The organism is Mesorhizobium sp. GW821-FHT07A06, assembly GCF_059419085.1.
In genome coordinates this window covers 399,319-423,746 of sequence record NZ_JBWKRC010000001.1, presented here as the reverse complement: position 1 = coordinate 423,746, position 24,428 = coordinate 399,319, and the positions used below count along the sequence as shown (strand labels likewise).

23 protein-coding genes and 1 pseudogene are annotated in these 24,428 nt (G+C 63.8%); 15 read left to right on the top strand and 9 right to left on the bottom strand.

Annotated elements, in window-relative coordinates; genetic code table 11:
* The first annotated feature begins 188 nt into the window (after positions 1-188).
* The 7 genes from AC07SZ_RS02025 (at position 189) to AC07SZ_RS01995 (ending at position 7,287) form a co-directional block, all read left to right on the top strand.
* On the top strand, positions 189-1,682 hold the full coding sequence (locus tag AC07SZ_RS02025) for a replicative DNA helicase (protein WP_056563270.1): 1,494 nt from the start codon (positions 189-191) through the stop codon (positions 1,680-1,682).
* A gap of 45 nt (positions 1,683-1,727) precedes the next feature.
* Positions 1,728-3,131 carry a DNA repair protein RadA gene (radA, locus tag AC07SZ_RS02020; RefSeq protein WP_494913100.1) on the top strand — a complete coding sequence of 468 codons (1,404 nt, stop codon included), beginning with the start codon at positions 1,728-1,730 and terminating at the stop codon, positions 3,129-3,131.
* 47 nt (positions 3,132-3,178) lie between these two features.
* On the top strand, positions 3,179-3,835 hold the full coding sequence (locus AC07SZ_RS02015; protein ID WP_056563275.1) for a CvpA family protein: 657 nt from the start codon (positions 3,179-3,181) through the stop codon (positions 3,833-3,835).
* Positions 3,836-3,928: 93 nt separating this feature from the next.
* A complete protein-coding gene (gene purF / locus AC07SZ_RS02010; protein WP_019857255.1) occupies positions 3,929-5,398 on the top strand; it encodes an amidophosphoribosyltransferase in 1,470 nt (489 codons plus the stop codon).
* A 23-nt stretch (positions 5,399-5,421) separates the two neighbouring features.
* Positions 5,422-6,162 carry an SDR family NAD(P)-dependent oxidoreductase gene (locus tag AC07SZ_RS02005; RefSeq protein WP_056563279.1) on the top strand — a complete coding sequence of 247 codons (741 nt, stop codon included), beginning with the start codon at positions 5,422-5,424 and terminating at the stop codon, positions 6,160-6,162.
* A gap of 93 nt (positions 6,163-6,255) precedes the next feature.
* Positions 6,256-6,897: a hypothetical protein gene (locus AC07SZ_RS02000; protein ID WP_494913099.1), complete on the top strand. Its 642-nt coding sequence runs from the start codon at positions 6,256-6,258 to the stop codon at positions 6,895-6,897.
* 171 nt (positions 6,898-7,068) lie between these two features.
* The gene (locus AC07SZ_RS01995) at positions 7,069-7,287 is read left to right on the top strand and encodes a hypothetical protein (RefSeq protein WP_056563285.1); all 219 of its coding nucleotides are present in this window, start codon (positions 7,069-7,071) and stop codon (positions 7,285-7,287) included.
* A gap of 48 nt (positions 7,288-7,335) precedes the next feature.
* Here the strand turns inward: AC07SZ_RS01995 and AC07SZ_RS01990 are convergent, their stop codons facing one another.
* Positions 7,336-7,842 (bottom strand): OsmC family protein, encoded by a 507-nt coding sequence (locus AC07SZ_RS01990; RefSeq protein ID WP_056565552.1) that lies wholly within the window; start codon positions 7,840-7,842, stop codon positions 7,336-7,338.
* Between the two features lie 230 nt (positions 7,843-8,072).
* Here AC07SZ_RS01990 and AC07SZ_RS01985 point away from each other — a divergent pair, with 230 nt between their 5' ends.
* Both AC07SZ_RS01985 and AC07SZ_RS01980 read left to right on the top strand, forming a co-directional pair.
* A complete protein-coding gene (locus AC07SZ_RS01985; RefSeq protein WP_056563288.1) occupies positions 8,073-8,960 on the top strand; it encodes a DMT family transporter in 888 nt (295 codons plus the stop codon).
* A gap of 54 nt (positions 8,961-9,014) precedes the next feature.
* Complete coding sequence (locus AC07SZ_RS01980; RefSeq protein WP_056563291.1) at positions 9,015-9,923, top strand: DMT family transporter; 909 nt, start codon at positions 9,015-9,017, stop codon at positions 9,921-9,923.
* A gap of 200 nt (positions 9,924-10,123) precedes the next feature.
* Here the strand turns inward: AC07SZ_RS01980 and AC07SZ_RS01975 are convergent, their stop codons facing one another.
* Positions 10,124-10,987: a LysR substrate-binding domain-containing protein gene (locus AC07SZ_RS01975; RefSeq protein ID WP_056563295.1), complete on the bottom strand. Its 864-nt coding sequence runs from the start codon at positions 10,985-10,987 to the stop codon at positions 10,124-10,126.
* Positions 10,988-11,098: 111 nt separating this feature from the next.
* Here AC07SZ_RS01975 and AC07SZ_RS01970 point away from each other — a divergent pair, with 111 nt between their 5' ends.
* The 4 genes from AC07SZ_RS01970 to AC07SZ_RS01955 all read left to right on the top strand — a co-directional run bounded on the left by AC07SZ_RS01970 (position 11,099) and on the right by AC07SZ_RS01955 (position 15,539).
* Positions 11,099-11,506, top strand: coding sequence for a tautomerase family protein (locus tag AC07SZ_RS01970; RefSeq protein WP_172374107.1), 408 nt, complete (start codon positions 11,099-11,101; stop codon positions 11,504-11,506).
* 137 nt (positions 11,507-11,643) lie between these two features.
* Positions 11,644-13,866, top strand: a complete 2,223-nt coding sequence (locus AC07SZ_RS01965; RefSeq protein ID WP_494913098.1) for an AMP-binding protein — start codon at positions 11,644-11,646, stop codon at positions 13,864-13,866.
* Positions 13,867-14,041: 175 nt separating this feature from the next.
* Positions 14,042-14,869: an SDR family oxidoreductase gene (locus AC07SZ_RS01960; RefSeq protein ID WP_494913097.1), complete on the top strand. Its 828-nt coding sequence runs from the start codon at positions 14,042-14,044 to the stop codon at positions 14,867-14,869.
* A gap of 76 nt (positions 14,870-14,945) precedes the next feature.
* Complete coding sequence (locus tag AC07SZ_RS01955) at positions 14,946-15,539, top strand: TetR/AcrR family transcriptional regulator (RefSeq protein WP_494913096.1); 594 nt, start codon at positions 14,946-14,948, stop codon at positions 15,537-15,539.
* Positions 15,540-15,542: 3 nt separating this feature from the next.
* Here AC07SZ_RS01955 and AC07SZ_RS01950 read toward each other — a convergent pair whose 3' ends face one another.
* Positions 15,543-16,361, bottom strand: coding sequence for a CDP-alcohol phosphatidyltransferase family protein (locus AC07SZ_RS01950; protein ID WP_172374110.1), 819 nt, complete (start codon positions 16,359-16,361; stop codon positions 15,543-15,545).
* A 3-nt stretch (positions 16,362-16,364) separates the two neighbouring features.
* Positions 16,365-17,063, bottom strand: coding sequence for a phosphatidylserine decarboxylase (locus AC07SZ_RS01945; RefSeq protein WP_056563311.1), 699 nt, complete (start codon positions 17,061-17,063; stop codon positions 16,365-16,367).
* Between the two features lie 306 nt (positions 17,064-17,369).
* On the opposite strand from AC07SZ_RS01945, the gene AC07SZ_RS01940 reads away from it, so the two are divergent.
* Entirely contained in the window at positions 17,370-18,236 is an 867-nt protein-coding gene (locus AC07SZ_RS01940) for an SMP-30/gluconolactonase/LRE family protein (protein ID WP_494913095.1), read from the top strand.
* Between the two features lie 85 nt (positions 18,237-18,321).
* Here the strand turns inward: AC07SZ_RS01940 and AC07SZ_RS01935 are convergent, their stop codons facing one another.
* The 4 genes and pseudogenes from AC07SZ_RS01935 to AC07SZ_RS01920 all read right to left on the bottom strand — a co-directional run bounded on the left by AC07SZ_RS01935 (position 18,322) and on the right by AC07SZ_RS01920 (position 22,011).
* The gene (locus tag AC07SZ_RS01935) at positions 18,322-18,669 is read right to left on the bottom strand and encodes an antibiotic biosynthesis monooxygenase family protein (RefSeq protein WP_056563316.1); all 348 of its coding nucleotides are present in this window, start codon (positions 18,667-18,669) and stop codon (positions 18,322-18,324) included.
* Positions 18,670-18,755: 86 nt separating this feature from the next.
* Positions 18,756-20,639: an ABCB family ABC transporter ATP-binding protein/permease gene (locus AC07SZ_RS01930; RefSeq protein WP_494913094.1), complete on the bottom strand. Its 1,884-nt coding sequence runs from the start codon at positions 20,637-20,639 to the stop codon at positions 18,756-18,758.
* A gap of 25 nt (positions 20,640-20,664) precedes the next feature.
* Positions 20,665-21,012 (bottom strand): ArsR/SmtB family transcription factor, encoded by a 348-nt coding sequence (locus tag AC07SZ_RS01925; RefSeq protein WP_172374112.1) that lies wholly within the window; start codon positions 21,010-21,012, stop codon positions 20,665-20,667.
* A gap of 66 nt (positions 21,013-21,078) precedes the next feature.
* Positions 21,079-22,011, bottom strand: a pseudogene (locus AC07SZ_RS01920) (LysR family transcriptional regulator).
* Between the two features lie 93 nt (positions 22,012-22,104).
* On the opposite strand from AC07SZ_RS01920, the gene AC07SZ_RS01915 reads away from it, so the two are divergent.
* Complete coding sequence (locus AC07SZ_RS01915) at positions 22,105-22,902, top strand: NAD(P)H-dependent oxidoreductase (RefSeq protein WP_494913093.1); 798 nt, start codon at positions 22,105-22,107, stop codon at positions 22,900-22,902.
* Positions 22,903-22,915: 13 nt separating this feature from the next.
* Here AC07SZ_RS01915 and AC07SZ_RS01910 read toward each other — a convergent pair whose 3' ends face one another.
* On the bottom strand, positions 22,916-24,373 hold the full coding sequence (locus AC07SZ_RS01910; RefSeq protein ID WP_494913092.1) for a LysM peptidoglycan-binding domain-containing protein: 1,458 nt from the start codon (positions 24,371-24,373) through the stop codon (positions 22,916-22,918).
* Between the last annotated feature and the right edge of the window lie 55 nt (positions 24,374-24,428).

Below are 24,428 nucleotides of genomic sequence, written 5' to 3'. Positions count from 1 at the left end.
GCGCGCGTAAGAATCGTTGCTTGCCGAGTCAACCGGAATCGGGACACAGGAACACTGTCCTGTGGACGGTTTTCCGTTCCTGTGAACAACGGGCATCAAGGTTGGTTGGTCGTGCGGTGATGCAGAAAGGTCAGCACGGTTTCATCTCGTTCTGATATCGAGAAGCCGGGATCGAAATCGGGGATATCATGGCAGAGGCAGCACGAAAATTCGGCGTGGCGGAGCAGCAACCGCTTTATCGCGAGGCGCCGAACAACATCGAGGCGGAGCAGGCGCTGCTCGGCGCGATACTCGTCAACAACGATGCCTTCTACCGCGTCTCGGACTTCCTGAAGCCGGGCCATTTCTACGAACCCCTGCACCGCCGGATTTTCGAGATCGCGGCTGAGCTCATCCGCATGGGCAAGGTGGCGACCCCGATCACGCTGAAGACCTTCCTGCCGGCCGACGAGAAGGTCGGCGACATGACGGTAGCGCAATATGTGGTGCGGCTGGCGGTCGAAGCCGTCACCGTCGTCAACGCCACCGACTATGGCCGCGCCATCTATGACCTGGCGACGCGCCGCGCGCTGATCACCGTCGGCGAGGACATGGTCAACATCGCCTATGACGCGCCGGTCGACATGTCGCCTTCCGAGCAGATCGAGGACGCCGAGCGCCGCCTGTTCGAACTGGCCGAAACCGGACGCTACGATGGCGGCTTCGAGAGCTTCACCGACGCGGTCAAGACGGCCGTGGACATGGCCAATGCGGCCTATATGCGCGACGGACACCTGTCGGGCCTCGCCACCGGCATGCGCGATCTCGACCGCCGCATGGGCGGCCTGCAATCGTCGGATCTGATCGTGCTTGCCGGCCGCCCCGGCATGGGCAAGACGTCGCTCGCCACCAACATCGCCTTCAACGTCGCCGAGGCCTATGTGCCGGCGCAGCAGGCAGACGGATCGTTCAAGGCGGCCAATGGCGGCGTCGTCGGCTTCTTCTCGCTCGAAATGTCGTCCGAGCAGCTCGCAACCCGTATCATCTCCGAGCAGACGGAAATCTCGTCCTCAAAAATCCGCCGCGGCGAAATTACCGAAATGGATTTCGAAAAGCTGGTTGCCTGTTCGCAGACCATGCAGAAGATCCCGCTTTTCATCGACCAGACCGGCGGTATCTCGATTGCGCAGCTGTCCGCCCGCGCGCGTCGCCTGAAGCGCCAGCGCGGTCTCGACCTGATCGTCATCGACTATATCCAGCTGATGCAGGGCTCGAGCGCCAGGGCCTCGCAGAACCGCGTGCAGGAAATCACCGAGATCACGACGGGCCTGAAGGCGCTGGCCAAGGAGCTGGCCGTGCCGATCATCGCGCTGTCGCAGCTGTCGCGTCAGGTCGAAAGCCGCGACGACAAGCGCCCGCAACTCTCCGACTTGCGTGAATCCGGTTCGATCGAGCAGGACGCCGACGTCGTGATGTTCGTCTACCGCGAGGAGTATTACCTCAAGAACCGTGAGCCGAAGCTCGGCACGGAGGAATACGTCAAGTGGGAAAACGAGATGAACGAGATGCGCGGCAAGGCCGAGGTCATCGTCGCCAAGCAGCGCCACGGCCCGACGGGCTCGGTGACGCTCGCTTTCCACGGCGAATTCACCCGCTTCTCCGATCTGGCGGAAGAGCATCATATCGCGGAGAGGTTTGAGTAGCTTTTTGACCTACCGACCCGCTCCGTTCCAACTCGCGGCAGCCTGATGGCCAAATCGCGCGTCCAGTTCATCTGCCAGAACTGCGGATCGGTGCATCAGCGCTGGGCCGGCAAATGCGATGCCTGCGGCGAGTGGAACACGCTGGTCGAGGAAGGCACGGCCGGCGGCATCGGTTCGGGGCCGGCCAACACGCGCAACGCCCGCAAGGGCCGCGCGGTGGTGCTGACCACGCTCTCAGGCGATATCGAGGATGCGCCGCGCATCATATCGGGCATCGGCGAGCTCGACCGCGCCACCGGCGGCGGCTTCGTGCGCGGTTCCGCGCTTCTGGTCGGCGGCGATCCGGGCATCGGCAAGTCGACGCTGCTCACCCAGGCCGCCGCCGCGCTGGCATCAAAGGGTCACCGCATCGTCTATGTCTCGGGCGAAGAAGCCGTCGCGCAGATCAGGCTGCGCGCGCAACGCCTCGGCGTTGCCTCGGCGCCGGTCGAGCTCGCGGCGGAAACCAATGTCGAGGATATCCTCGCCACGATCGCCGACGGCAAGCGGCCGGATCTGGTTATTCTCGATTCGATCCAGACGCTGTGGACCGACCTTGCCGATTCGGCGCCGGGCACGGTCACCCAGGTGCGCGCCGCCGCCCAGGCGATGATCCGCTATGCGAAATCCACGGGGGCGGCGATCGTCCTGGTCGGCCATGTCACCAAGGAAGGCCAGATCGCCGGGCCGCGCGTGGTCGAGCACATGGTCGACGGCGTGCTCTATTTCGAGGGCGAGGGCGGCCACCACTACCGCATCCTGCGCACGGTGAAGAACCGTTTCGGACCGACCGACGAGATCGGCGTCTTCGAAATGTCGGACAAGGGGTTGCGCGAGGTCTCCAACCCATCGGAACTGTTCCTGGGCGAGCGGCATGCGAAATCGCCTGGCGCGGCCGTTTTCGCCGGCATGGAAGGCACGAGGCCGGTTCTGGTCGAGATCCAGGCGCTGGTGGCGCCCTCCTCCCTTGGCACGCCGCGCCGGGCGGTGGTCGGCTGGGACGGCGCGCGACTTTCGATGGTGCTGGCTGTGCTGGAGGCGCATTGCGGCGTTCGCTTCGGCACCCATGACGTCTACCTCAATGTCGCCGGCGGCTACCGCATCAGCGAGCCGGCGGCCGATCTCGCGGTCGCGGCCGCACTGGTTTCCTCGCTCACCGGCCTTGCCCTTCCCGCCGATTGCGTCTATTTCGGCGAAATCAGCCTTTCAGGCGCTGTGAGGCCGGTTGCGCATGCGCAACAGCGCCTCAAGGAAGCTGAAAAGCTGGGTTTTGGTAGCGCGGTTCTGCCCTTGGGCAGCGAGGAACTTGCCGGAGGGATCGGGGCCGGCGCTTTCCAGCCGACCGAGCTTGCCGACCTCGTGGCGCGCATAGCCGGCTCACGGCGCAGCCGCGTCGACGATGAAGAATAACGCGGCTCGTCGAGCCGTGAAAAAGAGATCGGAGTGGGGCGAAAGACATGCCGATTACGCTGCTTGACGGAATCCTGGTCGGCTTCACCCTGGTCTCGGCGATGCTCGCCATGGTTCGCGGCTTCTCGCGCGAGGTCCTGTCCGTCGTCTCGTGGGCGGCGGCGGCGGCGGCGGCTTTCTTCTTCTACAAGCCGGTCCTGCCTTACCTCAAGCCCTACATCGACAATGAGAAGATCGCCATGGCGGCCTCCGCCGGCGTCGTCTTCATCATCGCGCTGATCGTCGTCTCGGTCATCACCATGAAGCTTGCCGACTGGATCATCGATTCGCGGATCGGCGCGCTCGACCGCACGCTTGGCTTCCTCTACGGCGCCGCGCGCGGCATCCTGGTCGTCGCCGTCGCGCTGCTGTTCTTCAACTGGCTGGCTGGCGCCAAGGCACCGGCCTGGGTGACGGAGGCCAAGTCGCGGCCGCTGCTGGAGCAGATCGGCGCCAAGCTTGAAAGCCTGCTGCCCGAGGATCCGGAAAACGCCATCCTCAAGAAGCTCAATCCGAATCAGCCCGCCGCCGAGACGCCGGCCGCTCCGGACGCACCGGCGGCCGACGCCCCTGCCGGCGGCGACGACGCCAATGCGCCGGCTCCCGACGACAATGATGCCGGCCCGGCGGACAACACGGCCAAGCCAGCAGCGCCGGCAAACTGACGCACCTGGACTGACGATGGTGTGAACGACTGCACGGCGCGCGTTGCTTTCGGCGCGAACCCGCACTATATGGCGATTTTAGCGGAGCTTAAGATGGCAGACGCAGACGACGTGCTTTCCGCCGAGGCCGACGACCATTTCCATGACGAATGCGGGGTGTTCGGCATTTTCGGCCGACAGGACGCAGCGGCGATCGTCACGCTCGGACTGCATGCGCTGCAGCATCGCGGCCAGGAGGCGGCCGGCATCGTTTCCTATGATGGCAGCCAATTCCATGTTGAACGCCATGTCGGCCTGATCGGCGACACTTTCACCAAGCAGCGCGTCATCGACAGCCTGCAAGGCAACCGTGCGATCGGCCACACGCGCTACGCCACGACCGGCGGCGCCGGCATGCGCAACATCCAGCCCTTCTTCGCCGAGCTCGCCGATGGCGGCTTTGCCGTCGCGCATAACGGCAATCTCACCAACGCCATGACGGTGCAGCGCGCGCTGCAGAAGCAGGGCGCGATCTTCTCGTCCACATCCGACACCGAGACGCTTTTGCACCTGGTTGCGACCAGCAAGGAGCGCGACCTCAACTCGCGTTTCATCGACGCCGTTCGTCAGGTCGAAGGCGCCTTCTCGCTGGTGGCGATGACGGCCAAGAAGATGATCGGCTGCCGCGATCCGCTCGGTATCCGCCCGCTGGTGCTCGGCGATCTCGACGGTGCCTGGATCCTCGCCTCCGAAACCTGCGCGCTGGACATTATCGGCGCACGCTTCGTGCGCGACCTGAAGCCCGGCGAGATGGTCGTCGTCACCTCCAAGGGCATCGAGAGCCTGTTCCCGTTCGAGCCGCAGAAGACCCGCTTCTGCATCTTCGAATATGTCTATTTCGCCCGCCCGGATTCCTCGGTCGAGGGCCGCAACGTCTACGAAGTGCGCAAGCGCATCGGCGCCGAGCTGGCGCAGGAGAACCCGGTCGAGGCCGACATCGTCGTGCCGGTGCCGGATTCGGGTACGCCGGCGGCGATCGGCTTCAGCCAGGCGGCAGGCATTCCGTTCGAGCTCGGTATCATCCGCAACCACTATGTCGGCCGTACCTTCATCCAGCCGGGCGATTCGATCCGCCACATGGGCGTCAAGCTCAAGCACAATGCCAACCGCCGCATGATCGAGGGCAAGCGCGTGGTGCTGGTCGACGATTCGATCGTGCGCGGCACCACCAGCCAGAAGATCGTGCAGATGGTGCGCGACGCCGGCGCCAGGGAAGTGCATATGCGCATCGCCTCGCCGCCGACCAGCGCCTCCTGCTTCTATGGCGTCGACACGCCGGAGAAGTCGAAGCTTCTGGCGTCGCGCATGTCGGTGGAAGAGATGGCCGAATTCATCCGCGTCGATTCACTCGGCTTCCTCTCGATAAACGGGCTCTACCGTGCCGTCGGCGAGGCCAGCCGAAACGACGAACAGCCGCAGTTCTGCGACGCCTGCTTCACCGGCCAGTATCCGACCCGCTTGCTCGACTTCGAAGGCCACGACAATGTACGCACGCTGTCGCTGCTTGCGAACAGCGGGGCGTAGGCCAGACCTTACGGAATTCTCGCATGACCCTCGACCTTACCGGCCGCGTCGCGGTCGTCACCGGCGCCTCGCGCGGCATCGGCTATTTCATCGCCAGGGAATTGGCCGCCGCCGGCGCGCATGTGATCGCGGTTGCGCGCACCGTCGGTGGTCTCGAGGAACTCGACGACCAGATCAAGGCGGCCGGTGGCCAGGCGACGCTGGTGCCTCTCGATCTCGCCGACATGGCCGGTATCGACCGGCTGGGCGGCGCCATCCATGAGCGCTGGGGCAAGCTCGACATTCTCGTCGCCAATGCCGGCGTGCTCGGCGTCATCTCGCCGATCGGCCATGTCGAGGCCAAGACCTTCGAGAAGGTGATGACGATCAACGTCACCTCGACCTGGCGGCTGATCCGTTCGGTCGACCCGCTGCTCAGGCTTTCGGATGCCGGCCGAGCCATCATCCTGTCGTCCAACGCGGCGCATTCGGCGCGCGCCTTCTGGGCGCCCTACGCGGCATCGAAGGCGGCGGTCGAGACCATGATGCGCTCCTGGGCGCATGAGACGCAAAGCCTGCCGTTGCGGGTCAATGCCGCCGACCCCGGCGCCACCCGTACCGCCATGCGAGCCCAGGCCGTGCCCGGCGAGGATCCGGAGACGCTGCCGCACCCCTCGGAGATCGCCAAGCGCATCGTGCCGTTGGCCAGCCCCGAACTCAAAGAAACCGGGCTGATCTTCCAGGCCAAGCACAACCGCTTCGTCTCCTACCGGCAGCCTGAATGACCGCACCCCTTCGGCTTGAAGGATCCCAAAGGGATTAAAAGGGCCTCCGGCTACGTTCTCCTGACGTAGGACATTCGAAACCGGAGGACCGACATGCGCAGACTTCTTCTCATTGCCACCACCGCCTTTGTGGCCGCTCTCGGCACGACAGCAGGCGTGGCCGTCTCCCAAGATGCCAAGATGAGTTTCTTTGTCACCAGTGTCGGCTCCGGCAAGGGTGCCGATCTTGGCGGCTTGAAGGGCGCCGACGCGCATTGCGCTTCGCTGGCTGAAGCCGCCGGCGTCACCGGAAAGACCTGGCATGCCTATCTGTCGACCAGCGCCGAGGATGCACGCGACCGTATCGGCAAGGGGCCTTGGTTCAACGCCAAGGGCGAGAAAATCGCCGATGATGTCGCCTCCTTGCATGGCGACGCCAACGGCATCACCAAGCAGACAGCGCTGAACGAAAAGGGCGAAGTGGTCAACGGCCGCGGCGACACGCCGAACAGGCATGACATGCTGACCGGATCGAAACCCGACGGCACCAGGATTGCCGACCAGACCTGTGGCGACTGGACGATGAGCGGCGCCGAAGGGGCCGCCATGATGGGTCATCACGACCGCACCGGCCTTGACGATTCGGCGGCGGCGAAGTCGTGGAATTCCTCGCACGCCTCGCGTGGTGGCTGCAGCCAGGAGGCGTTGAAAGGCACCGGCGGCGACGGCCTGTTCTATTGTTTTGCGACCGACTGAGCGCCGCCCGCAACAACGTAACTGGTTTGGCGGCCCGCCGATCGATCACGCGGCTGTGATCTGAAGGAGAAAGGCTGCCCCGCGGTCATGCTTTCGTCATTTCCGAGGAGTTGTTAGGATCGGAACGACTCCCACAACAAGCGCCCCGCTGGGCAGAACAAGGAAATCCCCATGGCTACAACCGCAGCGTTGGTCTGGTATCTGGTAATCGCCGGCCCGCAGGGCGGCATGGTGGTGCTGCCCAGCACCTTCGACAAGCGTGAGCAGTGCACCGCCGCCATCACCGAGTATCAGAAGCAGCCGACACCAACCGGCTGGTCCGTGCAGTGCGTGCCGAGCGCCTCGCCCTTCACCGACGAGGGTGATGCCGAAGCGCCGGCTGCGCAGTAAATATCGGAAATCACAAGGCCCGCGGCCGCTGTCGCGGGCCTTGTGATTTCAGCGCCGGGCGCTCACCGTCAGCTCCGGTTTCTGGTTGATGGTCTGGAACACCACGCAGTAGCGCTCCGTCAGCTTCAGCAGCGAGTCGATGCGCTCCTGGGGTTCATCCGTGTCGAGACCGAAATTGAGCCGGATGGCACGAAAACCGACCGGCGCGTCCTTGGCGACACCCAGCGTGCCGCGAAAATCAAGATCGCCCTCGGCCTCCACCGTGGCGGCGCCGAGCTTGAACTCAAGCGCTGTCGCCACCGCCTTCAGCGTCACGCCGGCACAGGCCACCAAGGCCTCAAGCAGCATGTCGCCGGAACAGAGCTCGAGCCCTGAGCCGCCTGTCGCCGGATGCAGGCCGGCGATTGCCAGCGCCCTGCCCGTCTCCACCTTGCAGGCCACCGACTGGTCGTCGATCGACCCCTTCGCTCTCAATGTGATCAACGCCTGCGAGGCGTCGTCGCGATAGGCCTGTTTCAAGGGCGCCTGTTTGGCCTTCAGTTCGATTGCATCCATTTGCGTTGCCTCTTTCGCTTTGCGGCCAGCGAGTAGCATGGCTTTGTAAGATATAAGTGCCGATCGCGGCCCGGAAGCAAGACCGCCAGATCCTGCCCCAACGCAAGCCCAGGGCTGGCGCAGCGCTGTGCCAACTTTCGACCGTATAGCTTGGCAAGATGGGCCGACTCCCCGGCCATCATGTTGATCCACGAAATTTCTGTTGCTTCCTGTAACACTGGTCCGCGCCTATGGCCGATGTCGCCATTCTCGAAACACGCGAAAGGGTTCTCGCCGGAATCCTGCTGACCGGTGCCGCCTATCTCTTGTTTTCGACGCAGGACGCCTCGATCAAGCTGCTGGTGACCGGGATGACGGTCTGGCAGATCATGTTCTTCCGCAGCATCACCATTCTGAGCGCCTGTGCCGCGATCGGCGGGCGGCAGCTGTTTGCCGACACGCTACGCTCGCCGATCGTGCGGCCGATGCTGGTGCGCAGCGCCTTCACGCTGGCCGCCTGGCTTTGCTACTACAACGCTGCCCGCAGCCTGCAGCTTGCAGAACTGACCACCGTCTATTACGCGGCGCCGATCATCGTCACCGTGCTTTCGGTGTTCCTGCTCGGCGAAAAAGTGCCTGTTCTGCGCTGGCTGGCGGTCTTGATTGGTTTTGTCGGTGTCTTCGTCGCTTGCGATCCCACCCATCTCGGCCTGTCGGTTCCGGTGCTGCTGGTGCTGGCGGCGGCACTTTTGTGGGCCATCGCCATCGTGCTCCTGCGCAAGACCGCGCTTGCCGAGCGCTCGATGATCCAGCTCCTCCTCAATAATTTCTATTTCCTGGTGTTTTCTGCGGTACCGGCGCTGTTGTGGTGGCATACGCCCGATATGACCGAGTTGCTGCTTCTCGCCAGTGTCGGCGCGCTCGGTGGCCTGGCGCAATATCTTCTCTTCGAAGGCATGAAGCGCACGCCGGCATCGATCCTCGCGCCTCTCGAATACAGCTCGCTGCTGTGGGCGTTCGCGCTCGGCTTTGCGATCTGGGGCGACCTGCCGCGCCGCGAAGTGTTTCTCGGCGCCGCTCTGATCGTCGCCGCCGGGCTGCTGATCGTCGGCGGCGAACATTTCCGCAAGCGGCTGTGATGTTCGTCATTGGTGACAGTACGATGTCAGGACCGGAGGGCGTAGGCTATCGGCATGACTGATGCGACAGCTCCTGCTGATACGGTCGCAGAGCGGACATTGGGTATTATCCTGGTGTCGTGTTCGGCGGCTGTCTTTGCTCTGACGGGCGTGTTGACAAAATCGATCCATGCCGACCCGCTGACCATCATCTGCTGGCGCGGTTTTGTCGGCTCGATCCTGATCACGCTCTATGTGTTGTGGCGACGACGCCGATCCGGCGGGCGCGAGAGCCTGCGGCTTGGCTGGCGCGGCTGGCTGCTGGCGGTGGAAGGGGCGCTGGCGAGCATTGCCTTCATTTCGGCGTTCAAATTCACATACGTCGCCAATGTCGCGGTCATCTATGCCACCGCACCTTTCGTGACCGCGCTTCTGGCCTGGGTTCTGACGCGCGAACCTTTCCGGATGCAGACGATGGTCGCCGCCGCCGTCTCGCTTTGCGGAGTGGCGATCATGGTCTGGTCCGGTTTCGGCACCGGCCACCTCTTCGGCGATGGGCTGGCGCTGCTGATGACAATAGGCAGCGGTCTTTACATGATCATGGTGCGTGCCTTCCGCGACACGCCGGTGGTCTGGGCCGGTGCGGTATCGGCATTTCTGCTGTTCGTACTCGGCTGGTTTGTCACCGACCCGCTGGCGGTTTCATCCAGGGATGTCGCGCTGCTCGTCACTTTCGGTGCGTCCTTCGCGCTGTCGTCGATCCTCTGGACGGAGGGGGCGCGGCTTATCCCCGCGGCCGAATCCGGGCTGCTCGGCTCGGCCGAGGTGCCGTTCGCGATCCTGTTTGCCTTCCTGTTTCTTGGCGAGATCGCGCCAGAAGCCAGCATGATCGGCGGCGCCATCGTGCTGTGCGCGGTCTTCGCCCATGCCGGCCGGGACTGGCTGTCGGCCCGCTCCCAACGCTCGGCGTCAAATATTTCTTGAAAAAGTGACACAGTCACGGAACCATCATCGGACTCGGACATTATTGATGCGACGGGCCACCCCCCAAGTCCCCCCAAACCCCTCGGCCCGTCCTACTCCAAGCCGACCGTAAGGTCGGCTTTTTCTTTGCTAATAGGCCCGACCGTAAGGTCGGCTTTTTCTTTTCTACACTTTGTCGATGAGATTCGAGCCCTCTCGAATCAATCAAGCGATCCGGCCAGAGCCAGATTGTCGCCGAGCAGTGTCGCCAGATCGCCCGCGGGAGTATCGGCCCCGGCGCGCAACCGGATCGCGAATTCCGCCATCGGAACCTGCGGCAGGCCAAGCTCGCGCGGCGCCTCGACGATTCCGGAATGAGCAAAGCGCGCGGTGCGCAGCGTCAGTGCGACGCCGGCGTTAACGGCGGTGCGCAGCCCAGCCAGGCTGGCACTTCCAGCAGCGATCCGATAATTGCGGCCGGCGGCATCGAGCGCCGCCAGTGCGGCCTCGCGAAAACCGCAATGGGGATCGAGCAGCGCCAGCGGCAGTTCTTCTTGCCGCGAGGCCAGCCCCTTGTGTGAACACAGCCATATCATCGGCTCGCGCAGTACGCCGACCTCATCCGGTGCCGGCGTCTGGCGCATGACGATCGCAAGATCCAGGCTGCCGGACTGCAGGGCCTGCCCCAGTTCAGCGGAGCGGCCAACGCGCAACTCGATCCTGACGCGCGGATGGCTGGTGGCGAAGGCACGCAAAAGGTCCGGCAATCCGCTATCGGCGAAATCCTGTGTCGTGCCGATGGCGACACGCCCGGCGGCCCGCGCGCCCTTCATCGCCAACCACGCCTCGCGATGAACGGCAAGAATGCGCCTGGCATGACCGACGAGATCCTCGCCGGCCGGCGTCAGCCCACGACCCCGCCCCTGCGGCGCCAGAAGCGGCTCGCCGACGACCTCCTCAAGCCGCTGCATCTGCGCCGTCACCGCCGAGGGCGAGCGGCCGACACTCGACGCCGCCCGCGCAAGCAAGCCGCTGTCGACGAAAGCGAGGAAGGTTTTGAGCAGATCCGGGTCCAGCGCTTCCATAATTCGATAATATCGAATCTTTTATTGAAAACAATTCGATTTTTTTGATTCAAGGATGGTGACATGGTCTCTCCAACGGCGATCAGACGCCGCTCAAACCAGGAGAAGAAAATGCCCATCATCAACATCAGCCTCACCGGCAGACCAGACGCCGCTTTATCGGCCAGGGTTGCCGGGGAAATAACCGAGATCACCGCCAAGCAGTTGCGCAAGGATCCGACCATCACAGCTGTTGCCGTATCCTATATCGATCCGCAGCATTGGTTCGCCGGTGGCAAGTCGCTGGCCGAGCATGGCTCCAACACGTTCTGGCTGGATATCAAGGTTGTCGACGGCACCAACACCAAGCTCGAGCTGGAAGCCTATCTCAAGGCTCTCTTCGATGCGTTCGACCGTCTGCTGGGTGGTGTGCATGAGGAAAGCTATGCCTTCGTGCATGAAGTACCTGCCGCTGCCTATGGCTATGGCGGCAAGACCCAGGAGTTCCGATTCATCAGCGGGCGGTTGAAGGCGGCATGACGGTCTTGTCCTTCTCCCTTTGGAGGGAGAAGGACAGCCCCTCTTCCACATTGACCTCACGCCCACTTCCGCTACCCTCTGCCCCGAAGCGGCCGCGGAAGAGCCGCGATAACAAAACTTGTTGGGAGAGACGCGGCATGATCCTGACACTAGCGCTGCTTGCGGGTCTTGTTGCTGCCTGGCTGCTGATCGGCGTGGTGGAAAAATTCCGCCTCGGCCTGCGCTTCACCCAGGCGCTGCTCTATGTGCCGTTCAAGCTCGCCTACCGGATCAGCGACAACCGCATCAAGATCGCTCGCAAGGCGCAGGTGCCGGTCATCTACGTGATCTCGCACCAGTCGCGTTTCGAGCCGCCGCTGATGCTGTCGCTGCTGCCCGACGACACGCTGCATATACTCGACGAGGTCTCGGCACGCTCGCCCTGGCTCGAGCCTTGGCGCGAACTGGGCCGCACCATTGCCTTCAATGCTGAGCACGTCTTCGTCAGCCGCCGCCTGGTGCGCGTGCTGAAGGGCAAGGGCCGGCTCGCCGTCTATCTGCCGGATGCGGTCGAGCCTGACGTCAAGACGTTTCGCCTGTTTCGCGCCGTCACCCGCATCGCCATGCAGGCCGACGCCCGCATCGTCCCGATCTTCGTCGCCGGCGCACGCAGCCTGCCTGTGTCGCTGACGCCTGCGGACAAGGCGCCACGGCACTGGTTTCCGCAACTGTCGATCAGCGTTCTGGAGCCGATGACGATCGCCGAACTTGTGGCGCGCAACCCGGACCAGGCCTCGAACACCAATGCGCTGTTCGACCGCGTCGCCGAGGCCAGGCTTTTTGGCACCGACCTCGATCGCGGCCTGTTCCTGGCCATGCGCGATGCGGCGGCAAGAGTCGGCGCCTCGCATCCGATCATCGAGGATGTCATTTCGGGCGCGCTAAGCTATCGCAAGATGTTCATCGGCGCGCGCGTATTGGGCAGGCGCTTCGAGGCGGCGACGGCACCGGGCGAGGCAGTGGGGATAATGCTGCCCAACGCCAATGGCGTCGTGCTGTCGTTGGTCGGCCTTCTCTCGGGCGGACGAGTCGCGGCGATGATCAACTACACGGCCGGGCCGGCAAGCGTCACCGCCGCCGTGCGCACGGCCGTCATCCGCACCGTCATTTCGTCGCGCACCTTCGTCGACAAGGCCGATCTCGCCGATATCGTCGCCGCGGCCGAGAAGGGCGGCGCCAGGCTGCTGTGGCTGGAAGACCTGAGGGAAAGCGTCACCGCGCTGGACAAGCTCTCCGCCGCTCTGCTCTGGCGCCTGCCGCTGCAACGGCAGGATGCGGCCAAGCCCGGGGTGATCCTGTTCACCTCGGGCTCGGAAGGGACGCCGAAAGCGGTTGTTCTGTCGCAAAAGAACCTTCTCGCCAACGCCATGCAGGCCGAAGCGCGCATCACCATTTCGCCGGCCGACATCCTGCTCAACGTACTGCCGGTGTTCCACTCCTTCGGCCTGACGGGCGGCACCATATTGCCGCTGGTGACCGGGGTAAGACTGTTCCTCTACCCCTCGCCTCTCCACTACAAGATCATCCCCGAGATCGCGCGCAAGGTGAAACCGACGATCATGTTCGGCACGGATACATTCCTCGCCAACTATGCGCGCACCGCCAAGGACGGCGACTTCTCCAGCCTGCGCTTCGTCGTCGCCGGTGCCGAGGCGGTGAAGCCGGAAACCCGCCGCGTCTACCGCGAGCGCTTCCAGGCCGAAATCATCGAGGGCTTCGGGCTGACAGAGGCCGCACCGGTCGTTGCCGTCAACACCGCGATCCATGGCCGCGACGGTACGGTCGGGCGGCTGTTACCGGCCATGCGCATGAGGCTGGAGCCGGTCGAGGGTATAACCGACGCCGGCCAGTTGTGGCTCGACGGACCAAACCTCATGATGGGCTACATGACAGCGGACCGTCCCGGCGAGCTGCAGACTCTGACCGGCTGGCACGACACCGGCGATATCGTCGCCGTCGACCGCGAAGGCTTCATCAGCATTCGCGGCCGCGCCAAGCGTTTCGCCAAGATAGCCGGCGAGATGGTGTCGCTGGGCGCGGTCGAGATGCTGGTGCAGTCACTGTGGCCGGAAGAGCGCCACGCGGCGGTCGCTGTGCCGGACAAGAAGCGTGGTGAGCGCATCGTGCTGGTTACCACCGCCGACGATGCCAATCCCGAAGAACTGCGCCAGTTTGGCAAAAAGGCCGGGGCAGCCGAACTGATGGTGCCGAACGACATCGTCAAGGTGGAGGAAATTCCGGTGCTCGGTTCCGGCAAGACCGACTATGTGTCGACCAGGAAGCTGGCGATCGACAGGCTGGGATTGAGTGCTGCGGCGTAGCGTTGCCCGCTAGATCCTGTGGCCGCGGAACAAGTCGGCGATCGCCCGCAGGATTCACATCTTCCCTCCCCCAGAGACCTCTGAAAACGATCGCGCCACGGAATTGACAAAAATGGTGAGTGATTATTCACTCACCATTTTTAATTGATGCTCCCAACCCGGGAAGGAGAGCTGTATGGCGAAAATCCTTGTCACCGGAGGGACCGGTCACCTCGGTCGCGATCTCGTGCCGGCGTTGTCCAATGGCGGGCATACAGTCAGATTGCTCGCCAGGAAGCCGACGAACGATCCTTCCCTTGAGTGGGCGCCGGGCGATCTGGCAACCGGCGAAGGCATCGACAGCGCTCTTGATGGTGTCGACACCGTGATCCATGCCGCCACCCTTTCGCCCATCGCCAAGCGCGGCATGAGGCCGGTCGACTTGTGGTTCAGCCCGACAAGCGTCGATGTCGAGGGCACCCGGCTCCTGCTTGCAGCATCGCTGCGCGCCAATGTCGGCCACTTCATCTTCATGTCGATCGTTGGCCTGGAATTCAGCGGCCTGCCCTATGCCAAGGCGAAATTGGCTGGCGAACGGCTGGTGCGGGATTCCTCGCTTCCCTGGTCAATCATTCGCGCGACGCCATTCTATTATCTTTTGGAACAGATGCTCGGTGGGCTGAAATGGCTGCCTATCTGGCCGTTGCCGAATTCGCTCTCAAATCCCGTCGATACGCGTGACGTGGCCCGCTATCTGGTGGAGGCGGTGACTGACGGGAAGCGCGGGGTTCGCCCCGAGATCGGCGGGCCCGATATGATGCCCTTCTCAAGTTTCGCTCGGCAATACCGCGATGCCCTCGGGCTCCGGCGCCTCATCCTGCCAACGCCGGTCAGCCGCAGGACGAGCTTCAAAATGGGTTTGGTCGAAACCAGCGAGCGGTTCGGGGAAAGGACCTGGAGGTCGTGGCTTTGCGAACAACACAGGCACGCGGGAGTCGATCCGCATTGCAATACCGCAGGCTAGAGCCATTTGCGATTTTACGCTCAGTGTTACTCTCCCTTGAGAGTCCTCCACCGCAGCCACGGAGCCGGCATCCGCCATGAAACCGCCATCGACCGGACGGGAACGCATTCTGCGTGAAGCCATCCGCCTGTTTGCCGAGCGCGGCTACGATCGGACCAGCGTTCCCGATATTCAGGAGGCGGCAGGCCTGTCGCGCGGTTCCGGCGCGCTCTACAAGCACTTCCCTTCAAAGGAGGACCTGCTCGCCACCGCGATCGAGCAGTTTGTCGGCACCGCACGGGAAGGCCGTGCCGAACTTGGCGAGACGACGCTTTCCATCGACGAAAGTTCGCGGCGGCTTGTGGAGAGCATGCTTGAAAAGCTCGGCGCCAACCGCAATATGCTCCGGATTCTTTGGCGCGACCTGGAGCATTTTCCTGAACTGAAGGCGTCCGCGCGTGGCGAAATCATGCAAAGCACCTACCTTGCCGTCGCCGCATGGCTGCGGGAGCGCCAGGACCAGGGCGAACTGCGCCCGCATGACAGCGAGGCTGTCGCCGCTGTCATCGTCGGCAGCGTCGCCATGTTCCGCGTCTTCGAGGTGATTTGGGGCGAGCGTTCGATCGACATCAGCGATGAACGCTTTGCTTCGGCGTGGGCCGACCTGTTGCTTTGCGGCTTGCGCCTTTAGCGCCTATCCTATGTCCGAAGGCGGTACCTTCTCGCCCTCGAGCTTGGCGCGCTTGGAGTAGGCGCGCACGGAGAAGGGCAGGAAGGTCAGATAGCCCGCGACCGACGCCGTCAGCGTGTACCAGGGATAGGTCATCAGCAGGAGGACGTAGAGCACGACGGCCAGGATGACCGGCAGCACCCTGTCGCCCGGGATCTTGATGCTCTTGCCGGAATAGACCGGCAGCCGGCTGACCAACAGGAAGGCGACCAGGATGGTGAAGCCGGTGGCGACGAAGGCGGCCGGACGGCTGGGCTCCACCCCGAGCCGAAGAAAATAGAGATAGAGCGGCAGCATCACCAGCACCGCGCCCGCCGGTGCCGGCACACCGACAAAATATTCGGACTGCCACAAGGGGCGTTCTGCCTTGTCATCGTCGAGCACGTTGAAGCGGGCGAGCCTCAGCCCACAGGCAATGGCGAACAGGAGAGCAGCGATCCAGCCCGGCGAGCCGGCGCGGTCGAGCAGGAAGGCGTAGAGCACCAAGGCCGGGGCAACACCGAAATTGACGATGTCGGCCAGCGAATCCATCTGTGCGCCGAATTTGGAGGTCGCCTTGAGCATGCGAGCCAGGCGGCCATCGATGCCGTCGAGAAAGGCCGCCAGAAGCACCATCACCACCGCCGGTTCGAAGCGGCCCTCAAAGCCGAAGCGGATGCCGGACAGGCCGGCGCAGATGGCAAGCACGGTGACGAGGTTGGGCAGCACCATTCGCATCGGGATCTCGCGGATGCGCGGACCGCCGCTGGCATGTGCCTCGAACTTTTTGAACGGCGCGCCCAAGGCTCAGGAAATCCGTACAAGGGGAGTGCCGACGACACCGCCGAATTCGGCAAGCACTGTTTCACCGCCGACCGCCGTCTGGCCAACGGCAACACGAGGCGTCGCGGTCAAGGGCAGGAAGACGTCGACGCGCGAACCGAAGCGGATCAGGCCGAACCGCTCGCCGGTGCCGATCGAGCCGCCGGCCTCGGCCCAGCAGACGATGCGGCGCGCCACCAGGCCGGCGATCTGGACGGCGGCCACCGTGCCGTTGGGGCTCTCGATGACCAGGCCGTTGCGCTCGTTCTCGGTGCTGGCCTTGTCGAGCTCGGCGTTGAGGAATTTTCCGGGCCGATGCTCGATCTTGGCGATGCGGCCGCGCACGGGCGAACGGTTCACATGGCAGGAAAAGACGTTCATGAATACCGAGATGCGGGTCATCTCGACATTGCCGAGGCCGAGTTCACGCGGCGGCAGGGCCGGACCAACCGCCGAAATGATGCCATCGGCTGGGCTCACCACCAGACGGTCGTCCACCGGGGTGACGCGCTCGGGATCGCGGAAGAAATAGACGCACCAGGCGGTCAGGATCAAGCCGATCCAGAACAGGATCGAGGAGAAATAGCCCAGGAAGAGCGTCGCCGCGCCAAACGCGGCGATGAAGGGATAGCCTTCGCGATGGATCGGTACGAACGCGTTCTTGACCGTGTCGACAAGGCTCATGGGATGGGGGCGGTCCCTGTTTCAGGTTTGGCCTCAATAGCCGAAACACCCCCTGCCCGCAACGCGACAATCCGAGGCGCGGCTTTTCATGAGATAGGCTCCCGCCCCGGGCGGAGTCTTCGCCGCTGGCACGGACGGCGGTTGGAGCCGCCCTCACGCAGCGCAATGGCCGTGCCTATGGAGCATTTGTCCTGCGCGAAAAGCAGTGCCCCACTGTCGGCCAAACGCCCTCTCGCCCGTCCTTGGTGAGAAGCGCCTCATCGCACCCGCGAGGGTCGATGACGCGTGCAACGGAGGCTCCCGATCATGCAGACATCATCCGGCACCAAAGCTCGTCTCATCACGGAAGGCCTCGCCTTCGGCGAGTCGCCGCGTTGGCATGAGGGGCGGCTGTGGGTCTGCAACTGGGGCACCGGCGAGATCATGGCGGTTGATGCCGATAGTAACCGCGAGATCATGCTCACGGTGCCCGCCGTCCTGCCCTACTCCATCGACTGGTTACCGGATGGACGCCTGCTCGTTGTCTCAGGCCGCGAAGGTTTGCTGTTGCGGCAGGAGGCCGATGGCAGGCTCGTCACCCATGCCGATCTGCGCGGCTTGTCGAAAAATCCGTGGAACGAGATTGTCGTCGATGGGCGCGGCAATGCCTATGTCAACGGCGGCGGGCCAGCGCCGGCGCCCCGTGAGCATTTCGGCCCGGGCACCATCGCGCTGATCACGCCGGACGGCGCGACCCGGCAAGTCGCAGACAATATCGCCTTTGCCAACGGCATGGCGGTGACACCGGACAACAGGACACTGATCCTTGCCGAATCCCATGGCAACCGGCTGACCGCTTTCGACATCGCCGCCGACGGCATCCTGTCCAACCGGCGCGTCTGGGCCGATCTCGACGGCTATCCGGACGGCATCTGCCTCGATGCCGAAGGCGCTGTCTGGTACGCGGATGTTCCCAACAAACACTGCGTGCGGGTGCGCGAGGGCGGCGAGGTGTTGCAGACCGTCACCACCGATCGCGGCTGTTTTGCCTGCATGCTGGGCGGTGCGGATAGGCAAACGCTGTTCATCGTCGCCGCACAATGGCGCGGCTTCGAGCACATGGTCAGCGACGCCCGCACCGGCCAGGTGCTCGGCGTCGAGGCGCCGGCACCCGGTGTCGGCTGGCCAGGTTAAAGCACGTCGCGTCGACGCGCCTTAACCTTCTTTGTTTGCGTATGTCGTTGCCCGAAAACCGCTACACACTTTCGGGGGACATGCGTTAAGCCTCTGGAATCCGCTGATAGTTGGCGATGTCGGCGCGCACCCCAAGTCTGGCGATCGTTTCCTGCGGATTGAACGCGACGCGCTCATGCGCGGCCTTGACGATCGGCACGACCTTGTCGACAGCCGCCTGGCTTTCCCATTCGACGATCGTCACCAAGTTGAATTCGCCCGGCCCCGAAAATTGCTCGAGCAGAAAATCCTGCACGAAGCCCTGCTGCTGGCGCAACAATTCGTGCGTCGTCCTGACCTTGACGAGGATCTCCTCACGGGCCGCGGCCGGCACGACGAACTTGTCCACCCTGAACACGCTGCCGCCGTTAACAGTCTGATTTATGTCGTTCATTTCGATTGTTCCGTTCCTGGATGATGGTGTTTGCGGGCTCCAGGATCGGCGTACGATCTCAACTTAAGTTGAGGTCAAGCACAAAATCAATTTACCTCCGACGTGCGCCGGCGAACGATGACTCCAAGCTCGTCGCCCTCGCGGGCGAGGCGCAGGCGCTCCTCGGCCTCCGTCGCCTCGCGTTGGCGGTCCCACATCGAGGCGTAGAGGCCGTGCTTGCGCATCAGTTCGACATGGGTGCCGCGCTCGGCGATCTGGCCGTCCTTGAGCACGATGATCTCGTCGGCGGAAATCACCGTCGACAGACGGTGGGCAATGACAATGGTGGTGCGGCCCTTGCTGACGAGGTCGAGCGCGGCCTGGATTTCCTGTTCAGTGTGGCTGTCCAGTGCCGAGGTCGCTTCGTCGAGCATCAGGATCGGCGGCGCCTTCAGGATGGTGCGGGCGATCGCGACGCGCTGTTTCTCGCCGCCTGATAGTTTCAGCCCGCGCTCGCCGACCATCGACTTGTAGCCTTCGGGCAGCTTTTCGATGAACGGTCCGATCTGGGCGAGTTCAGCCGCCTTGCGCACCTCCTCCTCGCTCGCGCCGACGCGGCCGTAGCGGATGTTGTAGGCGATGGTGTCGTTGAACAGCACCGTATCCTGCGGCACCATGCCGAGCACCGCGCGCAGGCTATCCTGGGTAACGTCCCTGACGTCCTGACCGTCGATCAGCACCTGGCCGCCCTGCACGTCATAGAAGCGGAACAGCAGGCGCGAAATGGTCGACTTTCCAGCGCCCGACGGCCCGACAATGGCGACAGTCTTGCCGGCCGGCACCTCGAAGGAGACGCCTTTCAGGATCTTGCGGTTGGGGTCGTAGGAAAAATGCACGTCGCGGAACTCGACCTTGCCGGCGTCGACGGCGAGCGGCTTGGCGTCGGGCTTGTCGACGATCTCCTGCGGGACGTCGAGCAGATCGAACATGTGCTCGATATCGGTCAGACCTTGCCGGATTTCGCGGTAGATGAAGCCGATGAAATTGAGCGGCACGGAAAGCTGCACCAGCATGGCGTTGATGAAGACGAAATCGCCGACGGTCTGCGTGTGGGCCTGCACCTCCAGTGCCGACATGCACATGACGACCACCGTGCCAATGCCGAAGATGACACCCTGGCCGAAATTCAGCCAGCCGAGCGAGGTCCAGGTCTTGGTGGCGGCGACCTCGTAGCGGGCCATCGAGCGGTCGAAGCGCTCGGCTTCCATGCGCTCATTGGTGAAGTATTTGACCGTCTCGAAATTGAGCAGCGAGTCGATCGCCTTGGTGTTGGCGTCGGTGTCACTGTCGTTCATGTCGCGGCGGATCGAGATGCGCCAGTCGCTGGCCTTGACCGTGAACCAGACGTAGAGCCAGACGGTGACTGCCACCACAGCCACGTATTTCCAGCCATAGGTGAAACCGAATATGCCGGCGGTCAGCGCGAATTCAAGGATGGTCGGCGCGGTGTTGAGCATGATGAAGCGCACGATCGTTTCGATGCCCTTGGTGCCGCGTTCGATGATGCGCGACAGGCCGCCAGTGCGGCGCTCCAGGTGGAAGCGCAGGGACAGCTGGTGCATGTGGACGAAGGTGCGGAAAGCAAGCTGGCGCACCGCGTGCTGGCCGACCCGTGCAAACAGCGCATCACGCAGCTGGTTGAAGCCGAGTTGGACGAGCCGCAGGACATTATAGGCAATGACCAGCATCACCGGGGCAAGCAGGAAGGACGGCAATGGCGGCGGCGTTCTGGACCCACCAGCCAGCGCATCGGTCGCCCATTTGAAGAAATAGGGACCGGCGACCAGTGTCACCTTGGCAACGACCAGCAGCAGCGTCGCCCAGGTGACGCGCGCCCTGAGATCGGCGCGGTCGGCCGGCCACATATAGGGCCAGAGATTGCGCAATGTCGTCAGGGTGGAAGTTTCGGCGGAGACGGTTTTTTCGGCCACTTTTCTTGCCTTTTGGGTGGGAGGGTCAGCGGCCGGAGCAGCAGGAATTGACGAGTGCGCTCAGCGATGCCGATGTTTCGGCGAGCGCCGCGCGATCGACGGCATAGCGGGAACGCTGGCGGTCGGGCTCGAAGCGGACAAGGCCGGCCTCGACCAGTATCTTCAGATGCTGCGAGACCGTCGACTGCGCCAGATCGAAACGATCGACGACCTCGCGGCAGCAGCACGAATTGCTGGCCGAGAGGTGCTTCAGTATCTCGATACGCGCGGGATGCGACAGCGCCGCGAATCGCGCCGCGACAGCGCGACTGTCGCGGATGCGGTCGGGTGGCACGCTGCCGGCGCGGTCTGGTTCAAGGGTGGATTCTGTCATCGTTCATCGGCGATAGACGATGGACGTCACCGCCGCAAGCTGCTCTTCCGGGCAGATCGTATCGCGCTAATGCCCCGAGATGGATTTCTCGATCCCTGGAATGGCGGCAATCTGTTCAGCCAGGAACTCGACCAGCAAGCGGATCCTTGCGACGCCCGCGCGCTCCGGGACAATCAACATGTTCAATGGGACGGACGGCAGCGAATAATCCGTCAGGATCGTCTCGAGGAGGCCCGCCGCCAGAAGATCGTCCACAAGCCATCAATGCGCCGGCGCGATGCCTCGACCAGCGACCATGGCCTGCCGCGCGGCAAGCCCGTGATCGATCCGCAGTCGCCCCGCAAAAGGCACGGTGTGGCGTTCGCCGCCCGCGCCCTGCAACGCAAGCGTTTCGCTGCCGGTCACGTTCGACATCCGGATGCCCTCATGCCGAGACAGATCCGAAGGAACGGCCGGTCGTCCCCGCGCCGCCAGGTAATCCGGAGATGCCACGAGCAGACGCCGCGACTGGCCGAGGGCCCGCAGCTTCAAAGAACTGTCCGTGAGCGGCCCCAGCCGAAGCGCGATGTCGACGCCCTCGCGGACGAGATCCACTCGCTCGTCCGTGAGGCTGAGATCAACTCCGATGTCGGGATGACGGTCCTGAAAAGCGAAGATCAGCCGGCTGACGTGCAGGACACCGAAAGCCGCCGTACAGCTTATCCGGATCGTGCCGGCGGGCGCGCCACGCGTGCCTCGGGCCTCATCGCTGGCCTGTTCGACAAGACGCAGGATCTGAACGCTGTTGGCATAATAGCGGCTGCCTTCGGCGGTCATCGTGACACGCCGGGTCGTCCTACTGAGCAAAGGCACGCCGACAGCTTCCTCGAGCTCCCGCACATGCCGCGTGATGGTTGACTGGCCGACACCAAATTCGCGCGCGACCGCCGACAGGCTGCCACGCTCGGCCACGCGAATGAAGGTGCGCATGCGCTCGAATGTAATGTCCGACCTATCCATTATTCGGCATAATTTTATGCATTACATGCATATAGTGGATTGAACGGCCATTGGCTACCTTCCCGTCAGTTTCCTCAATATTGGATCTGACCCATGAAAGCGCTGCTTGTCTTCGCTCATCCTGAATCCCGCTCGCTGAGCGGCGCCCTTCGCGACGTCGCCGTCAAGGAACTCGAGGCTCAAGGGCATGAGGTGCGCGTGTCGGACCTGTACGCCGATGGCTGGAAGTCCGAAGTCGACCGCGCCGACTTCCCATCACTGGAACCCGATGCGCGGCTCATCCCGGTCGCGGCTTCCAAGAAGGGTTTCGAGGCCAACACGCTTACCGCGGATGTAAAGGCCGAGATCGAGAAGCTCCTGTGGGCCGACACCTTGATCCTGCAGTTCCCGCTTTGGTGGTTCGCCATGCCGGCGATCCTCAAGGGCTGGGTCGACCGTGTGTTCGCCTACGGATTCGCCTACGGCGTCGGTGAGCATAGCGATCGGCGCTGGGGCGATCGTTACGGCGAGGGTACCCTTGTCGGAAAACGCGCGATGTTGATCGTGACCGCCGGAGGCTGGGAGGAGCACTATACGCCGCGCGGGATCAACGGCCCCATCGATGACCTGCTGTTCCCGATCAATCACGGGATCCTTTACTACCCTGGATACGACGTTCTTCCGCCATTCGTGGTCTACAAGGTCGATCGTCTCGAAGAGGCGGGCTTCGAACCCGTGGCCGAACGCCTGCGTGACAGGATGCGGACACTGGCGACGATACCGCCCATCCCTTACCGTCGGCAAAATGGCGGAGATTATCTCATCCCGAGCATGAATCTCCGCCCTGATCTGGGCGATCCGGGAGCAACCGGTTTTGCGCTTCACTCCAACCGCGTGGGCAATGCCAGTTGATCGATGTGGGCTTCTACTGCGTCTTTGGCGGAGCCGTGGTCGCTTGCTCGCCCATCGCCTTGAGGTCGGCGGCTTCGCCTTCCTTGGACTTTCCCGGGACCTTGAACACCTGTCCGGGCCAGATGCGGTCAGGATTCCTGATCTGGTCCTGGTTGGCGAGGTAGATGGTGGAATAGCGCACGCCGTGGCCATAGACGCGTCGTGAAATCCGCCACAGCGTATCGTGGCGGCGGATGACGACGGCGCCGTCGGCATGTTCGAGCTTGGGCGATACGACCTCCGGCACGTCGCTTGGCGGCGTGGCTTCCGCCACGACGGCCGGAGCCTCGGTGGCGGGCGCAACTGGAGCCGGAGCGGCAGGAGTTTCCGCGGCGGCCGGCGCGGCCGGCTTGCTCTCGGCTGGCTTGGTTCCGGCGGGCGCCACGGCGGCGACCGTTTCGCCCGGCTCGCGCTCGAACGGTACGGCGGCGCGAGCCACAACCTTCACGCCATCGGCATCGAGGCCGTCGACATGAATGGTGTAGCTGCCGACTGGAATGTCGCGCGTTGCCTCGACGAGGAAATGACCATCCGGCGATGTCTGCGCGTCACCGAGCAGGATGTCGTTGGCATAGGCGCGCACCTTGCGGCCCGGATCGGCGAGGCCGGCGACAAAGATCTTGTTGCCGTCTATCTCCACCGCCTCGACGACGATCTTGGGTTCGCCCACCGCCGCGGCGGGCGGTGTTGCCTCCGCGACGGCTGGTGCGGGTGCGGCTGGTGGCGGAGCAGCGGGAGCGGCTGCCTGATCTCCAGCAGGCGCGGCTGGTTTGGTCTCGGGTGCCGGAACTGTCAGCAGTTCGGCCGGCTTGCCCGGCTCCTCGACCATGGCCAGCACCTGACCGGCCGCGTTGGCCGGAACAGAGACCACGGCGGTCTGCGCCGAGGCAGTCACAACCGTGCCGACCGTCGAATGCAGTGCAATCGTATAGTCGCCGGGCTTCAGCGGATCGTCGAGCACGATGACAAAGGCGCCATCCGGACCCGCCAAGGTCGAGCCAATCACGCTCGTGCCGTTCAGGATCTCGACCTTTGAATTTGGTGCCGCATTGCCGGCAACGACGATCGAACCATCGCTCTCGACGCGCACGACATCGAAAGTCGGCGTGATCGGGCCGGCCGCTGCCGGCGCAACGGGCGCCGCCGCATTGGCAGCGGGCGCGGCTGGGGGCGTGGCCTCCGTTGCAGGCGCGGCTGGAGCCGCTGTCTGTGGCGCCGCGGCGGGAGCGGCCGGCACCGCCGGCGCGGGCAGTCGTCCTTCCGTGCCGGGATCAGCCGGTTTCGGCGCCTCGGGAGGCGTGAGGGCCGCGACCTGCGCCGGGGCGGCTGGATGAAGATACGGGTCGAGTGCGCCCGATACATAGGCGGTTCCCGCGGCCGCGACGGTCCCACCCGCCGCGAACAGGAACGCCTTCAATGGATTAATTGCCATATTTCCCTACCCCTTAGCCACCTAATGCCGGTCTAGCGTGTTTTCCCAATGTCGA

What these genes read in the sequence shown, in the direction of transcription:
- AC07SZ_RS02000 (WP_494913099.1), top strand. Translation starts at nt 6,256, where the DNA reads ATGCGCAGACTTCTTCTCATTGCCACCACCGCCTTTGTGGCCGCTCTC.
- radA (WP_494913100.1), top strand. Translation starts at nt 1,728, where the DNA reads ATGGCCAAATCGCGCGTCCAGTTCATCTGCCAGAACTGCGGATCGGTG.
- AC07SZ_RS01965 (WP_494913098.1), top strand. Translation starts at nt 11,644, where the DNA reads ATGATCCTGACACTAGCGCTGCTTGCGGGTCTTGTTGCTGCCTGGCTG.
- AC07SZ_RS01975 (WP_056563295.1), bottom strand. Translation starts at nt 10,987, where the DNA reads ATGGAAGCGCTGGACCCGGATCTGCTCAAAACCTTCCTCGCTTTCGTC.
- AC07SZ_RS01970 (WP_172374107.1), top strand. Translation starts at nt 11,099, where the DNA reads ATGCCCATCATCAACATCAGCCTCACCGGCAGACCAGACGCCGCTTTA.
- AC07SZ_RS01960 (WP_494913097.1), top strand. Translation starts at nt 14,042, where the DNA reads ATGGCGAAAATCCTTGTCACCGGAGGGACCGGTCACCTCGGTCGCGAT.
- AC07SZ_RS01945 (WP_056563311.1), bottom strand. Translation starts at nt 17,063, where the DNA reads ATGAGCCTTGTCGACACGGTCAAGAACGCGTTCGTACCGATCCATCGC.
- AC07SZ_RS01995 (WP_056563285.1), top strand. Translation starts at nt 7,069, where the DNA reads ATGGCTACAACCGCAGCGTTGGTCTGGTATCTGGTAATCGCCGGCCCG.
- AC07SZ_RS01935 (WP_056563316.1), bottom strand. Translation starts at nt 18,669, where the DNA reads ATGAACGACATAAATCAGACTGTTAACGGCGGCAGCGTGTTCAGGGTG.
- AC07SZ_RS01955 (WP_494913096.1), top strand. Translation starts at nt 14,946, where the DNA reads ATGAAACCGCCATCGACCGGACGGGAACGCATTCTGCGTGAAGCCATC.
- AC07SZ_RS01990 (WP_056565552.1), bottom strand. Translation starts at nt 7,842, where the DNA reads ATGGATGCAATCGAACTGAAGGCCAAACAGGCGCCCTTGAAACAGGCC.
- AC07SZ_RS01985 (WP_056563288.1), top strand. Translation starts at nt 8,073, where the DNA reads ATGGCCGATGTCGCCATTCTCGAAACACGCGAAAGGGTTCTCGCCGGA.
- AC07SZ_RS01915 (WP_494913093.1), top strand. Translation starts at nt 22,105, where the DNA reads ATGAAAGCGCTGCTTGTCTTCGCTCATCCTGAATCCCGCTCGCTGAGC.
- AC07SZ_RS02005 (WP_056563279.1), top strand. Translation starts at nt 5,422, where the DNA reads ATGACCCTCGACCTTACCGGCCGCGTCGCGGTCGTCACCGGCGCCTCG.
- AC07SZ_RS01925 (WP_172374112.1), bottom strand. Translation starts at nt 21,012, where the DNA reads ATGACAGAATCCACCCTTGAACCAGACCGCGCCGGCAGCGTGCCACCC.
- AC07SZ_RS01910 (WP_494913092.1), bottom strand. Translation starts at nt 24,373, where the DNA reads ATGGCAATTAATCCATTGAAGGCGTTCCTGTTCGCGGCGGGTGGGACC.
- AC07SZ_RS01980 (WP_056563291.1), top strand. Translation starts at nt 9,015, where the DNA reads ATGACTGATGCGACAGCTCCTGCTGATACGGTCGCAGAGCGGACATTG.
- purF (WP_019857255.1), top strand. Translation starts at nt 3,929, where the DNA reads ATGGCAGACGCAGACGACGTGCTTTCCGCCGAGGCCGACGACCATTTC.
- AC07SZ_RS01940 (WP_494913095.1), top strand. Translation starts at nt 17,370, where the DNA reads ATGCAGACATCATCCGGCACCAAAGCTCGTCTCATCACGGAAGGCCTC.
- AC07SZ_RS02015 (WP_056563275.1), top strand. Translation starts at nt 3,179, where the DNA reads ATGCCGATTACGCTGCTTGACGGAATCCTGGTCGGCTTCACCCTGGTC.
- AC07SZ_RS02025 (WP_056563270.1), top strand. Translation starts at nt 189, where the DNA reads ATGGCAGAGGCAGCACGAAAATTCGGCGTGGCGGAGCAGCAACCGCTT.